At 59.7% G+C, this 22,298-nt stretch carries 19 protein-coding genes and 1 pseudogene; 13 read left to right on the top strand and 7 right to left on the bottom strand.

The genetic code is table 11. The annotated features are described in order from the left end of the window. Positions 1-76 precede the first annotated feature (76 nt). Positions 77-280 (bottom strand): hypothetical protein, encoded by a 204-nt coding sequence (locus tag HDF08_RS03900; protein WP_179637286.1) that lies wholly within the window; start codon positions 278-280, stop codon positions 77-79. Between the two features lie 75 nt (positions 281-355). Between HDF08_RS03900 and HDF08_RS03895 the strand changes: the two genes are divergently transcribed. Genes HDF08_RS03895 through HDF08_RS03880 form a run of 4 tightly spaced genes read left to right on the top strand, consistent with a single transcriptional unit; the run spans position 356 to position 7,783 of the window. Next, complete coding sequence (locus tag HDF08_RS03895) at positions 356-1,486, top strand: polysaccharide biosynthesis protein (RefSeq protein ID WP_179637285.1); 1,131 nt, start codon at positions 356-358, stop codon at positions 1,484-1,486. Then, entirely contained in the window at positions 1,483-2,781 is a 1,299-nt protein-coding gene (gene neuC / locus HDF08_RS03890) for a UDP-N-acetylglucosamine 2-epimerase (RefSeq protein ID WP_179637284.1), read from the top strand. The genes HDF08_RS03895 and neuC overlap by 4 nt, the downstream gene beginning before the upstream one ends. Further along, positions 2,778-3,935: a DegT/DnrJ/EryC1/StrS family aminotransferase gene (locus HDF08_RS03885; RefSeq protein WP_179637283.1), complete on the top strand. Its 1,158-nt coding sequence runs from the start codon at positions 2,778-2,780 to the stop codon at positions 3,933-3,935. The genes neuC and HDF08_RS03885 overlap by 4 nt, the downstream gene beginning before the upstream one ends. Beyond that, positions 3,932-7,783 carry a CRTAC1 family protein gene (locus HDF08_RS03880; RefSeq protein WP_179637282.1) on the top strand — a complete coding sequence of 1,284 codons (3,852 nt, stop codon included), beginning with the start codon at positions 3,932-3,934 and terminating at the stop codon, positions 7,781-7,783. The genes HDF08_RS03885 and HDF08_RS03880 overlap by 4 nt, the downstream gene beginning before the upstream one ends. A 364-nt stretch (positions 7,784-8,147) precedes the next feature. On the opposite strand, the gene HDF08_RS03875 is transcribed toward HDF08_RS03880, so the two are convergent. Beyond that, complete coding sequence (locus HDF08_RS03875; RefSeq protein WP_179637281.1) at positions 8,148-8,417, bottom strand: hypothetical protein; 270 nt, start codon at positions 8,415-8,417, stop codon at positions 8,148-8,150. Positions 8,418-8,757: 340 nt separating this feature from the next. Between HDF08_RS03875 and HDF08_RS03870 the strand changes: the two genes are divergently transcribed. The 5 genes and pseudogenes from HDF08_RS03870 to HDF08_RS21935 all read left to right on the top strand — a co-directional run bounded on the left by HDF08_RS03870 (position 8,758) and on the right by HDF08_RS21935 (position 13,549). After that, positions 8,758-10,197, top strand: coding sequence for an amidase (locus HDF08_RS03870; RefSeq protein ID WP_179637280.1), 1,440 nt, complete (start codon positions 8,758-8,760; stop codon positions 10,195-10,197). A 418-nt stretch (positions 10,198-10,615) separates the two neighbouring features. Continuing rightward, the gene (locus HDF08_RS03865; protein WP_179637279.1) at positions 10,616-11,329 is read left to right on the top strand and encodes a gluconate 2-dehydrogenase subunit 3 family protein; all 714 of its coding nucleotides are present in this window, start codon (positions 10,616-10,618) and stop codon (positions 11,327-11,329) included. 27 nt (positions 11,330-11,356) lie between these two features. Further along, complete coding sequence (locus tag HDF08_RS03860) at positions 11,357-12,928, top strand: GMC oxidoreductase (RefSeq protein WP_179637278.1); 1,572 nt, start codon at positions 11,357-11,359, stop codon at positions 12,926-12,928. Positions 12,929-13,259: 331 nt separating this feature from the next. Next, a pseudogene (locus tag HDF08_RS21940) lies at positions 13,260-13,340 on the top strand (hypothetical protein); the annotation flags it as partial. 8 nt (positions 13,341-13,348) lie between these two features. After that, positions 13,349-13,549 (top strand): encapsulin, encoded by a 201-nt coding sequence (locus tag HDF08_RS21935; RefSeq protein WP_306459692.1) that lies wholly within the window; start codon positions 13,349-13,351, stop codon positions 13,547-13,549. Here the strand turns inward: HDF08_RS21935 and HDF08_RS03850 are convergent. Continuing rightward, a complete protein-coding gene (locus HDF08_RS03850) occupies positions 13,546-14,130 on the bottom strand; it encodes a KdsC family phosphatase (protein WP_179637277.1) in 585 nt (194 codons plus the stop codon). The two genes, HDF08_RS21935 and HDF08_RS03850, sit on opposite strands and share 4 nt — an antisense overlap. A gap of 185 nt (positions 14,131-14,315) precedes the next feature. Here HDF08_RS03850 and HDF08_RS03845 point away from each other — a divergent pair, with 185 nt between their 5' ends. Beyond that, positions 14,316-17,087, top strand: coding sequence for a bifunctional YncE family protein/alkaline phosphatase family protein (locus HDF08_RS03845; protein ID WP_257030860.1), 2,772 nt, complete (start codon positions 14,316-14,318; stop codon positions 17,085-17,087). Between the two features lie 145 nt (positions 17,088-17,232). Here the strand turns inward: HDF08_RS03845 and HDF08_RS03840 are convergent, their stop codons facing one another. Next, positions 17,233-17,625 carry an ArsR/SmtB family transcription factor gene (locus HDF08_RS03840; protein WP_179637275.1) on the bottom strand — a complete coding sequence of 131 codons (393 nt, stop codon included), beginning with the start codon at positions 17,623-17,625 and terminating at the stop codon, positions 17,233-17,235. Between the two features lie 165 nt (positions 17,626-17,790). Between HDF08_RS03840 and HDF08_RS03835 the strand changes: the two genes are divergently transcribed. The 3 genes from HDF08_RS03835 (at position 17,791) to HDF08_RS03825 (ending at position 20,031) form a co-directional block, all read left to right on the top strand. Then, positions 17,791-18,537: a glucose 1-dehydrogenase gene (locus HDF08_RS03835; RefSeq protein ID WP_179637274.1), complete on the top strand. Its 747-nt coding sequence runs from the start codon at positions 17,791-17,793 to the stop codon at positions 18,535-18,537. Positions 18,538-18,642: 105 nt separating this feature from the next. Continuing rightward, on the top strand, positions 18,643-19,374 hold the full coding sequence (locus HDF08_RS03830) for an SDR family NAD(P)-dependent oxidoreductase (RefSeq protein ID WP_179637273.1): 732 nt from the start codon (positions 18,643-18,645) through the stop codon (positions 19,372-19,374). A gap of 171 nt (positions 19,375-19,545) precedes the next feature. Beyond that, complete coding sequence (locus HDF08_RS03825; RefSeq protein ID WP_179637272.1) at positions 19,546-20,031, top strand: DinB family protein; 486 nt, start codon at positions 19,546-19,548, stop codon at positions 20,029-20,031. Positions 20,032-20,070: 39 nt separating this feature from the next. Here the strand turns inward: HDF08_RS03825 and HDF08_RS03820 are convergent, their stop codons facing one another. The 3 genes from HDF08_RS03820 to HDF08_RS03810 are packed head-to-tail and all read right to left on the bottom strand — an operon-like array spanning position 20,071 to position 22,262. After that, positions 20,071-21,351 carry an MFS transporter gene (locus HDF08_RS03820; protein WP_179637271.1) on the bottom strand — a complete coding sequence of 427 codons (1,281 nt, stop codon included), beginning with the start codon at positions 21,349-21,351 and terminating at the stop codon, positions 20,071-20,073. Beyond that, positions 21,348-21,677, bottom strand: a complete 330-nt coding sequence (locus HDF08_RS03815) for a hypothetical protein (protein WP_179637270.1) — start codon at positions 21,675-21,677, stop codon at positions 21,348-21,350. Before HDF08_RS03815 ends, HDF08_RS03820 begins: the two co-directional genes overlap by 4 nt. Before the next feature lie 21 nt (positions 21,678-21,698). Next, positions 21,699-22,262 carry an isochorismatase family protein gene (locus HDF08_RS03810; protein WP_179637269.1) on the bottom strand — a complete coding sequence of 188 codons (564 nt, stop codon included), beginning with the start codon at positions 22,260-22,262 and terminating at the stop codon, positions 21,699-21,701. Positions 22,263-22,298: the final 36 nt, after the last annotated feature.

Raw genomic sequence — 22,298 nt, 5'->3', positions numbered from 1 at the left:
TGCTGTTGTCCTTCCTTTTCCCTTGCCGTTGCTGTTGCCGCTGTCCTTGCTGTTGTCGTTGCTCTTTTCTCTTTTCTCACGAAGATCCAAAAAAGAGCGTCATCCCGACCGAAGCTGTTCGCGGTCTCATCGCGAGCAGCGCAGTGGAGGGACCCCCGTATTTGCCGTTGCCGTTGTATTTGCCGTTGCTGTTGTATTTGCCATTGCTTTTGTATTTATCGTTGCCGTTGTATTTGTCGTCGCTGTGGCAATCGCCATTGCAACCACCAAAACCACTCATAGAAAAATATTCGCCCCACGCAAACCCAACACAAACCCCTCACCACCGCCCTCCTATAATCAGTGAGACCCAACCGTGACCCTACCCCCACCATCCACGCAGCCGAATCCGCAAGCCCTCACCAGCAAGCATCTCTCCGGCAAGCGCATCCTCCTCACCGGAGCCGGCGGCTCCATCGGCTCCGCCCTCGCCCAAGCCATCGCCGCCTCCTCACCCGCCAGCCTCCTCCTCCTCGACGCCTCCGAACACGCCCTCTACCAGATCGACCGCGACCTCCCAACACCCCATGTCTCTCTCCTCGGAAGCGTCTGCGACCCAGCACTCCTCGCCGAGATCTTTGAACTCCACCAACCCGAGATCGTCTTCCACGCCGCCGCCTTCAAGCACGTCCCCTTGCTCGAGCGCCAGCCCTTCGCCGCCATCGCCAACAACGTCCTCGGCACCTACGCCCTCCTCGAGGCCGCCACCCAGCATCACGCCGAGCACCTCGTCCTCGTCTCCACCGACAAGGCCGTCGACCCATCCAGCCTCATGGGCGCCTCCAAGCGCATCGCCGAACTCCTCCTCCTCGCCAGCACCTCCACCACGCGCCTTACCGCCGTCCGCCTCGGCAACGTGCTCGGCTCGCGCGGCAGCGTCCTCCCGCTCTTCCTCGACCAGATCGCCCGCAGCGGCCCCGTCACAGTCACCCACCCCGAAGCCAGCCGCTACTTCCTCTCCCTCGACCAGTGCATCGAAGCCCTCCTCGCCGCATTAGAGCCCGCCGTACTAGAACCCGCCGCACTAGAGCCGCAACCCCCGTCGCCTCTCAAGAAGGAAATCATCTTCCTCCCGCATTTGAATACCCCCATCCGCATCGCCGATCTAGCCCGCGACCTCATCGCCTCTCACGCCAGCTCGGCCTCCCTCGTCTTCACCCAGCTCCGCCCCGGCGACAAGCTGGAAGAGTCCCTGCTCTCCCCCCGCGAATCCCTGCTCCCTGAAACCGGCAATCAAAAACAAACCCTCACCGCCATCTCCAGCCCAGCGCCCTCTGCCGCCACCCTCCACGCCGCCATGCGCACTCTCCAGCAAGCCATCACTAACCGCGATCTCCCCGCCCTCCTCCACACCATCCTCCAGCTCGTCCCCGAGTACACCCCCAGCGCACTCCTCCTCGAAGCCGCCAGACAATCGCCGCGCACCCTCCAGGAAGCCCGCGCATGAAAAGAACCATCGCCGTCGTCACCAGCTCCCGCGCCGACTACAGCCATCTCTACTGGCCACTCAAAGACCTCGCCGCCCACGCAGGCGTCGACCTCAAACTCATCGTCCTCGCCGCCCACCTCTCACCCCAGTTCGGCTCCACTGTCGAGGAGATCGAACGCGACGGCCTCCCCATCGCCGCCCGCATCGAGTGCCTCCTCAGCTCCGACACCGGCGTTGGCATGGCCAAGACCCTCGGCCTCGCCGTCCTCGGTTTAGCCGACGCACTGGCGCAGATCAAACCCGACCTCCTCCTCCTCATCGCCGACCGCTACGAGATGCTCGCCCCCGCCAGCGTCGCCCTCACCCTGCGCATCCCCATCGCCCACATCGAAGGCGGCGAGATCAGCGAAGGAGCCATCGACGACGCCGTCCGCAACGCCCTCACCAAGCTCGCCCACCTCCACTTCACCTCCACCCACGCCGCCCGCGCCCGCGTCATCGCGATGGGCGAAGAGCCCTGGCGCGTCCATCGCGCCGGTGCCCCCTCGCTCGACCACCTCCGCCGCAGCACCCTGCTCACCCGCGCTCAGCTCGAAGCCGCCCTGGACCTACCCCTCACCGGCCCGATCACCGTCGTCGCCTACCACCCCGTCACTCTCCTCCCCAACCACACCGCCGAAGCCGAAGCCCTCTTCAACGCCCTCGAACACCTCGCGCTAGAAAAACAGACTAAACACACTCAACAGACCCAACAAGGCCAGGAGACTCAGCGCACCCAACAGGATCAGCAGACCCGGCAGTCCCAGCCCACCCAAAGCCAAATCCTCTTCTGCTACCCCAACGCCGACGCCGGCAGCTACGCCATCATGGATTGCATCCACGCCTTCTGCCTCCGCCACCCCAACGCCCGCCTCTTCGTCAACCTCCCCGCCATCACCTACTGGAGCCTCCTCCGCGAGGCCACCCTCCTCCTCGGCAACTCCAGCAGCGGCATCATGGAAGCAGCCTCCTTCCACCTCCCCGTCGTCAACCTCGGCCTCCGCCAGCACGGACGCGAACGCGGCCCCAACATCCTCGACGCCACAATCCCCCCGGAAGACCCGGACCCTACCCCCATCCTCCACCAGATCGCCAAAGCCACCAACCCCACCTTCCGCCAAAGCCTCCTCGCCCACGAAAACCTCTACGGCGACGGCCACGCCTCCAGCCGCATCGTAGAAGTCCTCACCTCCACCCCCCTCGAAGGCCTCCTCCACAAACGCGCCCAACCCGTCTCTGCCATCGTCGAAACCGTAGAAGCCGTCCCCAAATGAAGATCCCCCTCTCCGCCCCCGACATCACCGAGCCCGAGATCGCCGCCGTAGCCGCCGTCCTCCGCAGCCCACACCTAAGCCTCGGCCCCAAACTAGCCGAGTTCGAAACAGCCATCTCCCTCTACACCGGCGTCCCTCACGCCATCGCCGTAAGCTCCGGCACCGCTGGCCTCCACCTCGCTCTCCTCGCCCTCGGCATTACTCAGGGAGACGAAGTCCTCGTCCCCTCCTTCACCTTCATCGCCGCCGCCAACGCCATCCGCTACGTCGGCGCCACACCCGTCTTCGTCGACATCGACCCCGAATCCCTCAACCTCTCCCCCGCAGCCGTCGAACAAGCCATCACCCCCCGCACCCGCGCTATCCTCGCCGTCCACACCTTCGGCCGCCCCGCCGACATGCACGCCCTCCTCGCCCTCGCCCGCCGCCACCACCTCTTCCTCGTCGAAGACGCCTGCGAGGCCATCGGCGCCCAGTACCACAACCAGCCAGCCGGCAGCTTCGGCGACCTCGCCGTCTTCGCCTTCTACCCCAACAAGCAGATCACCACCGGTGAAGGCGGCATCGTCCTCACCCCTCGTCCCGACCTCGCCGCCCGCATCCGCAGCCTCCGCAATCAAGGCCGCCCCGAAGCCTCCAGCAACTCCACCAACTGGTTCCAGCACGAGAAGCTCGGCTACAACTACCGCCTCGCCGACATCGCCTGCACCCTCGGCATCACCCAGCTCGCCCGCCTCCCCGAGATCCTCGCCCGCCGCGAACACATCGCCCGCCTCTACCACCAGCATCTCGCCCCCAACCCCAACCTCGTCCTCCCCACCCTCGACGTCCCCAACCTCAGCATCAGCTGGTTCGTCTACGTCATCCGCCTCGCCCCGCACCTCACCTCCACAGACCGCGACCGCATCGTCCACCACCTCCAGCAATCCGGAATCAGTTGCGGCCGCTACTTCGCCCCCATCCACCTCCAACCCGCCTACGCCGGCCACCCGCACAGCCCGCTCCCCATCACCGAATCCGAAGCCGCCCGCACCCTCGCCCTGCCCTTCTTCAACCGCATCACCGAAGCCCAGATCGCCGAAGTCTGCGACACCCTCCAGACTGCCCTCGCCTCCTTACCCGCAGACCCAGTACACTCCGGTATCCACGCATGAAACTCCGCACTCTCCTCCTCGCCGCTGCCCTCCTCCCCCTGATCCCATCGCAAGCCCAGCCCCAAAATCAAGCCCAGCCCCAAACCAAATCCGCCCGCGAAGCCGCCCGCCTCAACAACCTCGGCACCGCCCTCATGAACCAACAGTTCGCCCAGCGCGCCGTCGACACCTTCGCCCAGGCCTACACCACCGACCCCACCCTCGCCCTCGCCAAACTCAACCAGGGCATCGCCCTCCTCTACCTCCAGCAGCTCCCCCAGGCCGAGCAGGCCCTCACCCTCGCCGCCGCCAAAGCCCCCAGCGACCCGCACGCCTGGTACGCCCTAGGCCTTCTCTATCGCAACCAGAACCAGCCCCAGCAGTCCCTCGAAGCCTTCAATAAAGTCCTCGCCCTCGACCCCGCCGACGCCGACACCCACTACCTCGCCGCCTCTATGCACCTCGAACTCGGCGACCTCGACGCCGCTCTGCCCGAGTACCGCAAAGCCCTCGCCCTCAACCCCATCCACGCCTCCGCCCTCTTCGGTCTCGCCCACAGCCTCCAGCGCCAGGGCCACGCCGCCGAAGCCCACCAGTACCTCGTCCAATTCCAGCGCATCACCACCGAAAAGCTCTCCACCCCCCTCACCCACACCTACGGCGAAGAGGGCGGCTACGGCCGCGTCGAAGTCGCCTCGCTCCCCGTCACCACCATCGCCGCCATGATCCCCATCACCTTCCGCGAATCCTGGCGCACTCCCGCACTCCCCGCTTCCACCTCCGGCGGCGCCTGCCTCCTGCCCTCCGCCGCCGACGCCACCACCCTAGTCCTAATGGGCGCCGGCGATCAGGCCATACGCCTCTTCCGCCAATCCAACTCCAACGCCACCTTCGAAGCCATTCCCCCCGCCGAAACCAATATCCACCTCCCCGGCACCGGCCTAGCCTGCGCCATAGGCGACTACGACAACGACGGCCTCCCCGACCTCGCCCTCGCCCTCACCACCCCCTCCGGCGAAGACCAGATCCACCTCCTCCGCAACCTCGGCGACAATAAATTCGAGGACGTCACCGCCGCCTCCGGCATCACCCCCAAAAACCACCCCACCAGCCTTACCTTCGTCGACTTCGACCACGACGGCGACCTCGACCTCTTCATCACCGGCTCCCCCACCACCTCCACCCCCAACCTCCTCTGGCGCAACAACGGCAACCAGACCTTCACCGACTGGACCCAAGAATCCGGTCTAGGCGGCACCAGCGGTAACGCCGGCACTGGCGGTAACAGCAGCCCAGGCGGAAGCACCACCTCCGCCATCCTCTCCGACCTCAACAACGACCGCGCCGTCGACCTCCTCGTCACCGGCTCCTCCCCCGCCCCCACCTTCTTCGCCAATCGCCGCGACGGCCCCTTCGCCGCCACGCCCCTCTTCGCCGCCAGCCTCCCTCCCACCACCTCCGTCGCCACCCTCGACTTCGACAAAGACGGCTGGATGGACGTCCTCCTCACCCACGCCGGAGCACCCGGCGTCACCCTCTGGCACAATCTGGACGGCCACTCCTTCGAGCGCGTCTCCCTCCCCCTCTCCGGCGCCCTCTCCGCCACCGCCGCCATCCCCATCGACTTCGACAACGACGGCTGGATCGACCTCGCCCTCCTCCTCCAAACCTCCACCGGCCCCCAGCTCCGCATCCTCCGCAACCTCGGCCCCGCCGGCTTCTCCGACGTCACCGCCCAGCTTCAGCTCGACCACCTTCCCCTCACCTCGCCCAAGTCCCTCCTCGCCGCCGACCTCCGCCACACCGGAGCCGCCGACCTCCTCCTCACCCAGTCCGACGGCTCCGCCCTCCTGCTCGCCAACATAGGCGGCAGCCGCAATCACTCCCTCCACATCGCCCTCACCGGCCTCGCCGACAACAAGTCCGCCCTCGGCACCAAGGTTGAGGTCTTCGCCAACGGCCTCTGGCAGAAGTGGGAGATCACCACCCCCTCCGGAATCCTCGCCGGCCTCGGCACCGCCGACCGCGCCGACCTGGTCCGCCTCCTCTGGCCCACCGGCGTCCCCCAGGACGAGATCGACCTCGCCGCCTACAAACCCCAAACCAAAAGCCCCGCCGTTTCCCACACTGTAGCCGAAACCAAACCCCAAACCATCACCGAACTCGACCGCCGCGGCAGCTCCTGCCCCACCCTCTTCGCCTGGAACGGCACCCAATACACCTTCATCTCCGACGTCATCGGAGCCGCCGTCGTCGGCCACTGGGTCTCCCCCACCCAGCACAACATCCCCGACCCCGACGAGTGGATCAAGGTTCCCGGCTCCCAGCTCCACCCTCACCACGGCACCTTCAGCCTCCGCTTCGGCGAGCCGATGGAAGAGGTCAACTTCGTCGATCAGGTCCGCCTCGTCGCCATCGACCACCCCGCCGCCGCCTCCGCCTACCCCAACGAGGGCTTCCTCAGCTCCCCGCCCTTCGCCCAAACCAAAACCATCGTCACCTCCTCCGCCCACCCCCTCGCCGGAGCCTGGGACGACCACGGCAACAACGTCCTCCCCCTCCTAAGCCACCAACCCCTGTCAGTCTCAAACTCCCAAACGCTGCCTCTCTCCGCCACCCAAAACACCCGTCATCCCGACTCGGAACAACCGCCACCGAACCAAAGACCATCCCTCCAACAAGATTCGTCATCTCGACCGAAGCAGCAGACAGTCTCACCGTCTGTTGCGCAGTGGAGAGACCCCCGCATTTCGCCTTTGCCGTTGTATGTTCTTGCTTCACCAACCCGTGAAGACTCCCCAGCTCTCTCAATTTTCCCGCCACCCCTCTCAAGTCGTCATCCTGAGCGGAGCGAAGGATCCCCGCATCCCTCCCGAACCCGCACATCTCCACCCCACGCCACTGCCCCCACCTACCTTCGCGACTTCACCAACCTCCCCTACGCCGGCTTCGCCAACCCCCACACCCTCACCCTCGACCTCGGCCCCTGGTCCCCCAACCAACCCCTGCGCCTCCTCCTCCACGGGTTCATCGAATACTTCTCCGCCAGCTCCATGTACTCTGCCTGGCAGGCCGGCCTCGCCCCCATCCCCCCTTACATCGAAGCTCAGCTTCCCAACGAATCGGGAGATAAACCAGGCGCCTGGCAGCGCATCGTCGACGATATGGGCTTCCCCGCGGGCCTCCCCCGCACCGTCGTCGTCGACCTCACCGGCAAGCTCCCCCCCGGAGCCACCCGCATCCGCATTACCACCAACCTCCAGATCTACTGGGACCAGGCACTCGTCGATAACGAAGCCCAACCCAGCAACGAAGCCCACGCGGACAACCTCCACCAGACCGAGCTCCCCCTCGCCCACGCCGACCTCGCCCTCCGCGGCTACCCCCAGCAGATCGACGGCCACACCCCCGGCGACCTCACCTACAACTACCAGAGCATCAGCTCCACCGGACCCTTCGTCCCCCATCGCGGCTCCTACACCCGCTACGGCGACGTCACCCCGCTCCTCCACGCCATCGACGACCAGTTCGTCATCTTCGGCACCGGCGAAGACATGGACCTCGAGTTCAGCGCCGCCCCGCTCCCTCCACTCCCCACCGGCTGGACCCGCGACTTCTTCTTCTACGCCAACGGCTTCGTCAAGGACATGGATTTCTATGAAGCCACACCCTTCGCCGTCGGATCACTCCCCTTCCACGGCATGAGCGCCTACCCCTACCCCGCCACCGAACACTACCCCGACGACCCCGCCCACACCGCCTACCAGCTCAACTACAACACCCGCTACGAATCAGGCTCCCCCACCCGCCCCTACCAGTTCCACTACCAACCCCAAGCCTCCACCCCACCCGAAACCAACCCACAATAACCCAAGCTTCACAGGCCTCCCAGGCCCTCGCTTTTGCCCCTATCTCATAGGCCAATGCCCAAACCCACGTCATCTCGACCGAAGCAACAGACAGCCTCATCGTCTGTTGCGCAGTGGAGAGACCCCCGCATTTCGCAATTGCCGGTTGCCGTTGCTGTTGCCGTTGCTTCTCCCAAATCCAGCCACAAATCATCGGGTGCCCCATTCATCGCAGTCTTATCGCGATGAGTGGGAATGTATCCCTCTCCCTAGCAGGCTTTTGCTTTTGCCGTTGCCATTCTGTCTTGTCCTTCCCGAAGAACCTGCCCTGAGCGAAGTCTGGGAACCTGCGTTCGTCACTTCCGAAACGAATCCTTTTCGCTTGTCATTCCCGAAGGGAATCTGCGTTTGCCGTTGCTTTTGCTTTTGCTGTTGCCATTGCCGTTGCCGTTGCTAGTTTTACGCTGTCATTCTGAGCGCAGCGAAGAATCCCCGCATTTGCATTTGCATTTGCATTTGCATTTGCATTTGCATTTGCATTTGCATTTGCATTTGCACTTGCATTTGCACTTGCACTTGCACTTGCACTTGCCTGTTGCGGCTGCACTCGCCATTGCCGTCTTTGCTGCGCTTGCCGCTGCCCAACTGCCGTCATCACGAGATTCCTCGTGAGCAGCGCAGAACCCGCTCTCGCCTTCACGCCACCCGCCGCGGGTCCTCCGGTTACGAAAATCTGCACCTAGCAGCCACACGAAGAACCATCACGAGACCATCTAACACCACGCAAAACACCACACTCTGCAACGAAACCGATCAACCACAAAACCCGGCAAAAACCCAACCAATCAATGCAAAAACCCTAAAACCCCCTAAAATCCACCACAAATCACCACAAACCCAAAGCCTCAAATTTCCACAACGAATTGGTCATACCAAAGCTACCACTTACCCTTGACTTCCTCTCCCGCCAGAAACATCCGGTATAACCCAAAGAGATGTCCGATCTCCTAACCCAGCCCGCAGTCGATCTCCTCGCCCTCCTCGCCACGCGCAGGATCTCCGCCCTGGAGCTGGCCGAAGAGCATATCGCTCGCATCGAGCTGCTCAACCCCCAGCTCAACGCCCTCATCGACTTCGATCCTGACCGCATCCGCCAACAAGCCCGCTCCCTCGACAACGCCACAGGAGACCGAGGCCCCCTCCACGGCCTCCCCCTCACCATCAAAGCCTCCATCTCGGTCGCCGGCCACCGCTGCGAGACCGGCAGCCTCCTCCACCAGGGCCACGTCCCGGCCCATGACGCCGAGGCCGTCAAACGCCTCCGCGCCGCCGGGGCCATCATCCTCGGCACCACCAACTGCCCCGAGTTCCTCATGGCCTATGAGACCGACAACCGCCTCTACGGCCGCACCAACAACCCCTGGGACCTCACCCGCACCGCCGGAGGCTCCAGTGGCGGCGAAGCAGCCGCCATCGCCGCCGGCCTCTCCGCCGGTGGCCTCGGCAGCGACGGCGGAGGCTCCGTCCGCACCCCCGCCCACTTCACCGGCATCTGCGCCCTCAAGCCAACCCCCGGCCGCATCCCCGCCGCGGGACACCTCCCGCCCTGCGCCGGCCCCTTCTCGCTACTAGGAACCATCGGCCCCATGGCCCGCACCATCGCCGACGTCTCCCTGCTCTTCCGCGTCGTCTCCGGAGCGCTCGATACCGACCCCATCGCCGCCCCCGTCCCCTACCGCCCCGTCTCCCTCGACGACATAAAGCAAATCCCGATCGGCTACTTTGAGGACGACGGCATCGCCCCCGTCACCCCCGAGACCCGCCAGGCCGTTCTCACCGCAGCCGAATCCCTGCGTCGCCAGGGCTTCCGCGTCGAACCCTTCCGGCCCAAGGCGCTCGAAGCCGCCTGTCAGCTCTGGTACACCCTCTTTGTCCGCTGCGGCGCCATGCTCCTCGAACCCCATAAGCCAGACCAACACTCTCTCCTCAGCCCGACCTTCCTTGACTTCCTCGACATAGCCCACACCCTCCCACCGCCCACCGCGAACGAACTCCTCCAAACCTGGGCCGCGATCGACCCTATCCGCTCCTTGCTCCTCGAAGAGATGCGCGCCTTCCCCATCCTTCTCAGCCCCGTCTGCTCCATCCCCGCCTTCCGCCACGGCGAACGCCAGTGGACCCTAGAGCACGCAGGCGCTTCCGCCCACGCAGGCGCACCGGCCCAGCTCGCCTACCTCGACGCCATGCGCTACACCCAGTGGTCCAACCTCTTAGGCTCCCCATCCGCTGTAGTCCCCATCGCCCGCTCCCCAGAAAATCTCCCCATAGCCATCCAACTCACCGCACGCGCCTACGCCGATGAGGCCGTTCTAGCTGCAGCCGCAACTCTTGATCGAGTTCGGCTACACCGCATCACGCCAAGCAGTCAGCGATAGTGTTTAAAGTAATCGATAAAAATCGAGTTAGTACGTTGATTTAAGTTCTGGCCGAAACATAAGACCCGTGATGAGGACACATGGCGATTTGAGGATGATGCGGATAAGCCGGACTGATAAGCCCGCGCAGTTGTGCCCCCAGCATCCTCCCTAAATCTCGTGCGTCCGCCCGGGCTTTATAACCGTATGGTCGTCGTCCCACTCACGCTGACGACTCTGCCAGCTTCATCTGGTATCACGGCAAAGCGAACACCTCGCATGCTCGGGCTACGACCTGACAAATTCCAACTCGCCGTGCCTGTTCGCACGAAAGCCAGAGATGACTCACGAGTTCATTCGCTCAAGCTCACCTGCCGCTGCACGTGTTGGACGCCAGAAGAAGTTGGAGTGTAATCTTTGTGTAAGCAAAAGGAGAGTTATGCTGCGTCGTGAATTCGTTCGCGCTGTCATCTCGGTAGGATTTCTTCCGAAGGCACTGCTAGCTCAGCAGAAAGCGAACCCCGAGCCGCCGCCACCGGCTCCTGTAGCGTGGACACTGGGACTGAATCCCAAGACGCCGCTGCCGGTCACTGAAGCCCCCGATGGGATCGCGGAGATGGAGGCGAAGTTTTTTACTCCTGTTCAACTTGCTACTTTCACGCGGCTATGTGACTTACTTCTGCCACCTCTCGGCAGTAAGCCAGGCGCGATCCAGGCGGGAACCCCCATGTTCCTCGACTTCCTGATCGGGAAATCACCCGAGGCGCGCCGAAAGGTATACAGCGGTGGATTGGATTGGCTCAACGCACAAGCAAAGAGCGAGTACAAGCAGCCGTTCGCGCAGTTGAACACAACCCAGGCGGATGCGCTCATCAAGCCGTGGCTGCGCACCTGGATGACGGACCATCCACCCACCGAACTGCACGCGGACTTCATCAACATCGCTCATGAAGACATCCGGACTGCGACGATGAACTCAAAGGTCTGGGACGATGCCGGGGCGGCTGCCGGCCAGGACTGGGTAACGGGCGGACTCTACTGGTCTCCGATCGAGCCAGATATGGCCGGCCTCGGCGCAACCTCCACGCACCTGCCTCCGCATGTGATGGCTGTACCCAAGGCCGCGCACTCCATGCCTTCCTACCCGCGTTAGAAGTAAGCGACTCCCCAGATAAAAACAATGACAGACACAACCTTCGATGTATTAATTATTGGGTCGGGTCACGCCGGCGGCATGGCTGCCAAGATCCTGACCGAGAAGGGCATTCGATGCCTGATGCTGAACGCGGGTCCGGTAGCCGACGTAGCCAGAGATGCACAGCGCAAGCCCGCGTACGATCTGCCGTATCGCGGCTTCAAACCACCCGGGCGGTTGGAGCATGTCTTCCAGGCGAACGAATTCAACGCGAACGTCTGGGTAGACGAAGAAGAGGTTCCATACACCTTCGATCCCGCGAATCCGTACAACTGGGTACGCGTACGCCTGTTCGGCGGTCGCTCGCTCTTCTGGTCGCGTCAGTCCTTCCGATTGAGTGACTACGAGTTCAAGGGCAAGTCGCATGATGGTTTCGGCGAAGACTGGCCTATCAATCTTGCCGACCTGGCGCCGTACTATTCACGCGTAGAAGATATCTTCCAGGTGGCGGGCGCACAGGACGGTCCACCGCAGATGCCAAATGGCAACTTCGTTCCTGTCGATGATGGGTGGTCCGAGTCGATGCAGCGGTTTATCAAAGCTTCGCAGGCGTACAACATGCCAGTCTGCAAGCAGCGCCGCGCGCAAGGCCGCGATGGCTTGGCGAGTTCGGTGAATCTTCTGCTGCCGGATGCGGAACAAACTGGCAAACTGACCTCAATTGCTAATGCCGTAGTTCGGCAGATTACAGTCGACAAGAACACTGGCCTAGCGAATGGGTGCAACTTCATTGATAGGCTCTCGCGCCGGGAGATGCATGTGAAAGCCCGCGTAGTTGTGTTGGCCGCGGGAACGCTTGAGAGTACTCGCCTGCTGTTAAACTCAAATCTCGCCAACTCGAGCGGCGTTATGGGGCACTACCTGATGGACCAGATCTACGGACCGGGCGTCACCTGTTCGGTGCCTGAGGCGCGCAATGGCAAGGCAACAGCACAGTTGATGGGTGGCTCAGCAATCGTGCCGCGCTTCCGCAACATTACAACGAAGTATGACAAGTTCTTGCGTGGCTACGCGCTGAATATAACCAGCCGTATGGGTGGGGTAGACCCACGCAACTTCGCGGCGTATGGCGCGGAGTTGCAGCAGAAGCTGCACGATTACAACGGAAGCGCCTTTTACATCACCGTGATGGGAGAGGTACTCGGGCGTTACGAGAACCACGTCCGCATCGATAAGGAGAAGGTGGACGCGTGGGGTATTCCTGTGCTTCGTATCGAGACCAGGTACACCGACAACGAGTTCGACATGGCGAAGGATGCGGTCGAAGTTGGCTGCTCAGTGGCGGATGCGGCTGGATTCGAAGTGCTTTCGAAAAATACCGTTCCCAATCCACCGGGGTACAGTATCCATGAAGTCGGAACCTGTCGCATGGGCGATGATCCGAAGAAGAGCGTGCTGAATAAGTGGTGCCAGAGCCACGATCATAAGAATCTATTCGTCGTTGATGGAGCGAGCTTCGTAAGTGCCGGTTGGCAAAACCCAACGATGACCATCCTGGCACTCTCGATGCGCGCCTCAGAGTATCTTGCCGGCGAGATGAACGCGCGAAATCTTTAGAGATTACAACCTCGCAAAAGGCCTCGCACCACACGTTCCACAGGCGGCTTGATCACTTCACTGCACAGTCCTTTGCACTGACATCACATCGTCCCGGCGGCATGTGCCTATCACGACAACTTAGCATCTCGGAGATTCCCTCTGCTTCACAGCCTCATGTAGCAGTCAATTCGATCCACTGTCCTCTCCTTCTCACCAGAAACTCAGCTGGACGGTACCGTAAACTCTAGGAGAGCACTTCAGCAAAACCGATCACCATCGGTTCGCACCATCGAAAACGAAGGGCTAGTTCGCCCTGGCTTTTCATAGACCAGCAAGGAACTAGGGCACCCTGCTTGGCGCCAATGCATATCGCGAAGACACGCGACTAGGGCATCCCGTTCTCGAACACGTCAAGCGTCTCGTCGACGACAATATCATCTGGGCACCTGCAATAGAGGGAGCCTTTGTGCTAACCACGCGCGTGGCGGCGACTTCGAGCTCAACATCGGGCAGGATGTTTCTATCGGCTATCTCAGTCACACCGATGCTGTCGTTCGGCTCTACCTCCAGGAGACCTTTACGTTTCGTCTCCTGACAAGTGAAGCATCGGTAGTCCTCGCGCCTTCTGTGAAGTCTTAGGCAAGCGCCTGTGGCACTGCCTCGTCCCATCGTCCCTGCGCCTTCAAGATAAGCTCCACCACTTCACGCGCGGTGCCCCGTCCAGCAAGTCGGCGAGTCGTAAAGTGACAGATTGCCCTCAACTCAGGCGCCCCATCGGCCACGCACACAGCCAACCCAGCTCGCTGCGCCAGCGGAATGTCCGGCAGATCATCACCCATATAGGCAACTTCCTCTTCTGTCACACCCGCCTTCCGCATGCACTCCTCGAACGCCTCGGTCTTCTTCGCCTGCCCCAGATAGACAAAAGTGACCTTCAGTTCTTTGGCGCGCCGGGCAACTGCGGGCGAAGATCGACCGGTGATGAATCCAGTCTGAATCCCCATCGTGTGGGCAAGCGATAGTCCTTGTCCGTCTTGCGCATTGAAGACCTTCATCTCGGAGACGACAGCATTCGCAGACCCGTCAGCAGACGTCGTCGAGATCAGACAGACGCCGCCATCGGTCAGAGTGCCATCCACGTCCATCAGAAACAATTTGATCTTACGGGCACGGGCCAACACGTCGGGGGAAGCGAGATAAGCAAGAGCAGTGTCAGACATGAAAACGATTCTAATGCAGTCCCCAAAGTACAGACTGGGCACCTGACAAAGGCTCAACATAGCCTTTCGTGCCGAAGCCGCCTTTAATACTTGATCAACAGAGAACTTGCTAATCTGTCACAATGACAACCCGACAGCATGCTGCTCAATTACTGGCAGTGGCACTCATCTTGACAGCCGGTTCAATGGCAGCACAATCTGGCGCGACAAGTGTCGACCTTCCCACGAGCAAGGAACTCCTGCCGCCGGTCCCAGGCAATCCGCAGAGGCTCAATGGGCTGCCCCTCTCGATGGCCATCTCTCCAGATCGACGTTATGTCATCACCGTCAACGCAGGCTACGGAACCTTCGAGTCCGGTTACAAACAGTCCCTCGCGGTAATGGACACTCAGACCGGTGTGGTAGAAGACTTCCCGGACGACAGAACCCCGGTAAAGGCCAGACAGACGCTCTATTCGGGACTGGCCTTCAGCCGAGACGGTAAACATATATACGCAAGCATGGGGTCCGAAACCGATCCCCTCGGCACCGAGAAAGATGACACCGGTAGCGGTATCGCCGTCTATGGCTTCAACTCGGGCAAAATCTCGCAGGAGCGCATGATCAAGATCCCTCTGCAGCAACTCGCTGCAGGCCGGAGGACGCTGCTGACCGGAGGCACCACCGCGGATAAAGGCATACCGTTTCCGGCTGCAATTGCAGTGGTAGGTTCCTCAAGCTCAGAAAAACTCCTGGTAGCCGATAATCTGTCGGACGACGTACTTCTGATGGACCCGACTACAGGCGCAATTCTTACGCGGTTCGATCTGGCCGAAAACGACGCAGTCCCCTCGACATACCCTGTCGCACTCAGCGTCTCCAAAGATGAGACCCGTGCATTTGTGGCGCTGTGGAATGCAAGCGAAATCGTTGAACTGGACCTGAAGCACGGTGTCGTGGGCCGAAAGCTTCGTTTGTTGAAACCAGTTACTCCAACAGCCCCGGGTACTCATCCATGTGCGCTCGAGATGTCAGCCGACGGCCAGACCATGTACGTCGCATTAGCGAACCGCGATGCAGTTGCAGCAGTCAATATAGATGGCCGCCAATTCTCAACGAAAGGTTACTTCGACACTCGGCTACCACACCAGACATACTTTGGAGCTGAACCCGAAGCACTTGCTTTGTCTCCGGACGGTTCAAAGCTCTACGTAGCAAACGCAATCACCGACTCAATCGCAGTCTTTGACACCAGAAAACTCTCGCCCAAAACGGCGAAAAAGGGGATGGTCGAACCCTTAGGCTTTGTGCCTACTGAGTGGATGCCAATGTCGATTGGGCTCATCGACGGAAAGCTCTATGTTGCAACGGCGAAAGGCAAAGGAACCGGACCAAACAACTTCCCACAGCGGCAACCCGAAGGAGCACAGACTACGAAGCCAGTCTCTTCCAGCTACATCGCAACGCTTCTTTATGGTTCTCTTGCCGTGTTAGACACGCAGGCCATCGAACGAGACCTACCTCAGTGGACGGCGAAGGTTGTCGAGTCAAATCGAATGAAGGCAGCCGAAGAGAAGATCCAATTTGTCGGCGGCCAGCAGGATCGCATCAAGCATGTCATTTACATCATTAAAGAAAATCGTACCTACGATCAGATCTTCGGAGATCTCAGACGAAACGGGAAGGCCGTCGGCAACGGTGACGCCAGCCTGACGATGTACGGCTCGGAGAACACGCCGAACCAGCACAAACTGGCTCTACAGTTTGGAGTGCTGGATAACTTCTACGACTCCGGCGAGGTATCGGGCGACGGGCATGTCTGGTCTACGGCCGCCATCGGCACAGACTATCTAGAGAAGACATGGCAGCAAAGCTACCGCGGAGATGAGCGAACCTACGACTTTGAAGGCGTAGTTGCCGAGGGCTATCCTCTTCTGCAAAAAATCCCTGACATCAATGAGCCCAACAGTGGATATCTGTGGGGAAACCTTGCGCGTCAAAACAAAACTTACTACCACTTCGGCGAATTCATCTCGTCCACATTCTGCGATGAAAAGAAAACCGAAAACCCGCAGGAAGGCCCGCAACTGGAGGGAGCGAAGTGCCAGAAGCCCTCCATCATGCCAGGAGAGACACTGCCGGCTGAGTGGGGTGGTGGCGTGAATAAATGGCCGTGGCCTATCCCGCTTCTGGCTACAAACATCGCAACCAAGCCGGAGTTAGTCGGACACTTTGCAGTGGAGCAGCCGGACTTCAATCTAAGGGTTCCAGACCAGATCCGGGCCGATGTCTTTCTGAAGCACTTCGAAAGATGGGTCGCCGACCGCAAAGCAGGTAACGACGACATGCCAAACTTCATACTGCTTCGGCTCGCAAATGACCACACAGCAGGAACGACGCCCGGCGGACCCACCCCTAAGTCTTCCATCGCCGACAACGATCTGGCCGTAGGCCGCGCAGTCGACGCGGTATCCCATTCGGCCTACTGGGACGACACGGCATTTTTCATTCTCGAAGACGATGCGCAGGCCGGTGCGGATCATGTAGATGCGCACCGCAGTCTAGCTCTGGTTGTCAGCAAATACTCCCCAAAGACGGCGAACGGGGAAGCCTTCGTTGACAGCCGCTTCTACTCGACCGTCAGCGTCCTGCGAACCATGGAGACCCTCCTTGGTCTTCCGCCGATGAACAACAACGATGCCTTCAGCTCCATGATGGGATCATTGTTCACCGGAGATGGGAGTCAGCCGCCATTCTCTGCCGATTACAGAAATCGCGACAACGCCCTGATCTACACAGCAAATACGAAGACTGCACCAGGGGCGAAGGCGTCTCAGAGAATGGACTTTCGTCACGCAGACCATGCGGATACACAAAAGCTGAATGTGATCCTATGGAAGGACGCCATGGGAGACGCCCCGATACCGGCACTCCTGAACGCCCGCCCCAAGAAGCTGAAGAATGACGATGACGACTAACAGCAAATTATTTGGCTGATCACAAGGTGCCAGCCCTCTCGTGCACAAAGAGCAGTGAACTTCCCAAATTACGATCGCTTTCAAAGGCGGAAGTCTGAAATTTTCGCAATTCATTCTTGGAACGCTTAAGCTTGTCGCGAGCCATCTATTTACTTCTTGCAGTTCGCCGAGCAGCCTTTGATTTCGCCGCTCTCGTCTGCCGCTCTCCTTCGGCCAACTGAACCTTATGCGCCGTAACAATGGCTCCAATCAACCCCGGAAAGCGCTTGTCGATCTCCGCGCATCGAGACGTGTTGTGCATCTCGACACCCTGCCGCTCACCCCGAATCAACCCAGCCTCGCGAAGTATCTTGAAGTGCTGTGAAAGCGTCGACTTTGGTATCGGCTTCTCGCTGATATTCGAAAACGCCACGCAATTGTGCGAACAATTCTGTCCAACAATATCGGCATAGATCGCCACACGCACAGGGTCAGACAAGGCATGAAGGATCGCTTCAACTGTCACGTCCTGGACCGAGGGGTGGAATAAAGGCCTCATGGAAACCACAATAGTCTTTTTAAATGAATTGTTCAATAGTACGTAAATTCTGAACTAATGAATCTTTCAACTACCGAACCCCATCTACTCACCAGCAGTCGGAACCTGCGGCCGCAGGCAGTGCAAAATCTCGAGTTTCTAAAGCAACTTAAAGAGGGATCAGTCATGAGCAAGCTAAAAGGTAAAGTAGCAGTCGTCACAGGCGCATCCAAGGGTATCGGAGCAGCCATCGCCAAGTCGCTTGCCGCCGAAGGGGCATCGGTCGTCGTCAACTACGCCTCCAGCAAGTCCGGCGCAGAAACCGTCGTCTCCGCCATCACCGCAGCCGGAGGCAAAGCCGTCGCCGTAGGTGGTGACGTCTCGAAGGCTGCGGAAGCGCAGGGCATCATCGACGCAGCCATCAAAAACTACGGACGCCTCGATATCCTCGTCAATAACTCCGGGGTTTACGAGTTCTCCCCCCTCGAAGCCGTAACAGAAGAGCAGTTCCACAAGATCTTCAACATCAACGTACTCGGCGTTCTCCTCACCACGCAGGCAGCGGCCAAACATCTCGGCGAAGGGGCCAGCATCATCAACATCGGCTCTGGCGTTAGCAGCCTTACCCCTCCTAATAGTGCCGTCTACACCGCCACCAAGGGCGCTCTCGATGCCATCACCGGCGTCCTCGCAAAGGAACTTGGCCCGCGTAAGATCCGCGTCAACTCCGTAAATCCCGGCATTGTCGATACCGAAGGCACACAATCCGCGGGCTTTATCGGATCGGATTTCGAGAAGGCCCTCGTCGCGCAGACTCCCCTCGGCCGCGCAGGCCGCGTCGACGACATCGCCTCCGTCGTCACCTTCTTTGCATCCGACGACGCAAAGTGGATCACTGGCGAGCGCGTCATCACCGGTGGCGGTCTCCGCTAAACCTCGCGCAAAGCCCACTCGACGCCAGCGTCACCGCGCGTTTTGAGTGGGCTTCCCATCCGACTTCAACAAACACACACAGCAAATGTGAAAGGACGAATTTACATGGGCAAGCTCGAAGGAAAAGTAGCCGTCATTACAGCAGCGACGTCCGGCATGGCACTCGCTACCGCTAAACTCTTCGTAAAAGAAGGCGCCTACGTGTTCATCACCGGTCGCCGCCAGGACAAGCTCGATGAAGCCGTCAAGGCCATCGGCAAGAATGTGACAGGCGTACAGGGCGACGCCGCAAACCTCGCCGATCTCGATCGCCTCTACGAGACCGTAAAAAAAGAAAAAGGAAAGATCGACGTCCTCTTCGCCAGCGCAGGCCAGGGCGAGTTCGCCAAGATCGGCGAAGTCACTGAAGAGCACTTTGATAAAACATTCGACCTCAACGTGCGCGGCACACTCTTCACCGTGCAGAAAGCTCTTCCGCTTTTCAATGACGGCGGTTCAATCTTCATGAACGGCTCCATCGCCAGCATCAAGGGCTTCCCTGCTTTCGGCGTCTACAGCGCCAGCAAAGCCGCGGTGCGATCCTTTGCGCGCACCTGGCTTAATGACCTCAAGGATCGCAAAATTCGCGTCAACGTGCTCAGTCCGGGAACGATCGATACCCCAATCCTTGACCCCCTCGGACCAGACGCCAAGGAGTACTTCAAAACACTCATCCCTCGTGGCGAAATCGGTCGTCCCGAAGAGATCGCAACCGTTGCGCTCTTTCTCGCCTCCGACGATTCCAGTTTTGTCAACGGCATCGAGCTCTTCGTCGATGGCGGAACAGCACAGATCTAACGCAACAACCCATAGCTGACAACGAACTGAGTCTGCCACGCTGCCGACCGCATTAGCAGCGTGGCGACGCCAGTTCAAGCGTGGCGACCGCCGTTCAGGCACAGAAGTAGAGAACATCAATGATTGAATGCATCGTTATCTTGGCTTTTTCCATAAGAGAGGTACTACAGCATGAACCCAGAAGCTTCGCTCATCGACTCAGCGCTCCGCAGCTGGAAGACAAACGTTGACCGCACAACAAAGCTCTTCAGCGCTCTAACGGAGGAACAGCTTCTCGAGCAGGTCGCCCCTGGAAAGAACAGGCTTATCTATCTCTGGGGCCATTTAACAGCCAGCAGCGATGCACTTCTACCCTTGTTGGGATTGAGTCAGAGACTACATCCGGAGCTCGATTTCATCTTCATCGCTAATCCCGACGGGCACTCACAGAATCTGCCTTCGGGAGCAGACCTGAAGCGAATCTGGAATGAAGTCAACGATGCCCTTTGGACAGCGTTCTCGAACCTATCAGGCTCGGACTGGGCACAGAGACACACGGCCATCTCCCAGGAAGACTTCAAGCTCGAGCCTCATCGCAACCGCTTCACCATTTTGCTCGGCAGAACCGCACACCTCGCCTACCACTTCGGTCAAGCAACGCTCGCACCGCAAAGATAAACTCCCACCATCGGCTCGGAAATAGCTCAAAACGCAACTTCAACGCGCAACGAGACTACCTTCATCCATGGTGAAGCGAAGACGTCCAGCGTCGAAGCTAACCCGCAGATGACGGTACTTCGCAAGATAGTAGATGCCTACAATCGCCGCCGCAAATCCTGAAGCAGCGCCAATACAAAGCGCCCAGCGCGGCCCAAACCTGTCAGCGACCCACCCGACAATCGGCGCTCCGATAGGAGTACCGCCAAAGACCACCGCCAAGAGGATCGCCAGCACCCGACCACGCATGGCAGGCTCCGTCGAAAGCTGCACCAAGCTGTTCGTCGAGGTGGTGAAAGTCTGCGCAGACACGCCGATAACAATAAGAGCTAGCCCAAAGAGCCAGTAGTTAGGCATGACCGCTGCTAGCGCCAATCCAACCCCGAACATCCCCGCTCCAACCAGCAAGGGAGTCATATTCGGTTTTTCTCGTCTCGCAGCGAGAAGTGCACCAGCGACTGATCCAATCGCCATAGTCGAAGTCAAAAACCCGTACTGGCTCGCTTCCGCATGAAAGACGGTAACGGACATGGTTGATATGAAGATTGGAAAGTTGATCCCGAACGTGCCAATCAAAAAAAGCATGAGAAATATAGCTTTCAGATCCGGTCTCTTCCAGACATAACGAAATCCTTCGACAAGACTTCCCCGTGTTCGAACGGCTCTATGCTCCCGGTGTAGTTCTCCGACGCGAAGTAGACTCAGCGAACAAAGTACAGCTGCAAACGATGCCGCATTAATCAGAAACACCCAACCAGATCCCACCGCCGCGATGAGAACGCCAGCGATTGCCGGACCGATCATCCGCGCAGCATTGAACGAGGTAGAGTTCAACCCCACTGCGTTCGACAGATCTGCCTCCCCCACCAACTCGGAGACGAAACTCTGGCGTGTCGGCGAATCGAACGCGGTAACGCAACCCAGAAGAAACGCGAACACATACACATGCCACAGACGAATGAGTCCTGCAATGGTGAGAACACCTAGTCCCAAGGCTAGGAATCCCATGGCCGCCTGAGTAGCAATCAGCAGCTTTCGCCGGTCAAGATGATCCGCAGCAAAACCCGTCAGCGGCAGTAACAGAACCTGGGGGCCAAACTGCAGCGCCATGACGACACCAACAGCGGTCGCATCATGGTGAGTCAACTCGGTAAGAACAATCCAGTCCTGTGCGGTGCGCTGCATCCACGTTCCGATATTCGAGACGAGCGCTCCACCAGCCCACACTCGATAGTTAAAACTGTTCAGCGAGCGGAAGGTGTCTTTTGCTGAGACGCTCATGAGTTACCAGGGGAATTTCCGCCGTGAAACCGCCCAAAGCTGCGCGCCGTCATTACACTCATCAGGAGTATGCCCAGCCCTAGAAAAACAACATTACCCGTAGAGCGCAAACTAAAGCTGCCAACTCGGCATATCAGGACATAACCAATCACCAAGTTAAAAAATCCCCAAAGCACGTTCACTGTTGAAGAAGAAAGCCCCTGTCCGGGCGGTTTAGCAAATGGGCTTTGAAACGGACGCCCCATTACGCCACTCACAAAATGCGGAACCGCGTTTGTGAGAAAAACGCCACCAAACAGATAAGCTACAGAGTGTTTCCATTCCATCCGTCAAACCCTCCTCTTTCATTAGACCTGGTTGCTGTCGAGCAGACTAAGAATCTCCTGGGTTGTGCCCGTCTCTCCCAGACGCGGAAAGATCCGCAGAATGCTGTTCGTATGAGCATCGAGGTTCATATCTGTCATAGCGTCGACGGCGAAGGTGACATTGAACCCGAACTCGTGCGCCTGGCGTCCGGTAGATTCAACACCGGCAGTCGTGGCAACGCCAACGATGACAACCTGCGTAACGCCCTTCTTCTTCAGGTACTCCTCAAGGCCAGTGCCCGTAAACGCTCCCCAGGTCCGCTTCGTCACTAGATGATCCTCAGGCTGCTGATTCAACTCAGGAACCAGATCAGTCCAACCTGCAGGAAACTCGCGTACCCTCGGAGCCTGCTCTGTCCGGCCAGGTGCTCCTGCAGATACGTTCACCAGCACCACAGGCAACTTCCGCCTGCGAAACACGTTAGCTAAGACACTGGCTCGCTTCACAATCTCTCCCGTCGGATGTGCGGTAGGCATCGCAACGATGCCTTTTTGCAAATCAATGACAACAAGAGCGGTGATGGGGTCAAGCGAGGTGACTGCCATGGGTGTTCTCCTTCTATTTCCTCAGACTACGGCTAC

The organism is Tunturiibacter empetritectus (genome assembly GCF_013410875.1).
Classification (GTDB): domain Bacteria; phylum Acidobacteriota; class Terriglobia; order Terriglobales; family Acidobacteriaceae; genus Edaphobacter; species Edaphobacter empetritectus.
Note: the sequence above shows the minus strand (reverse complement) of the source record. Positions and strands in the feature narration are given on the sequence as shown.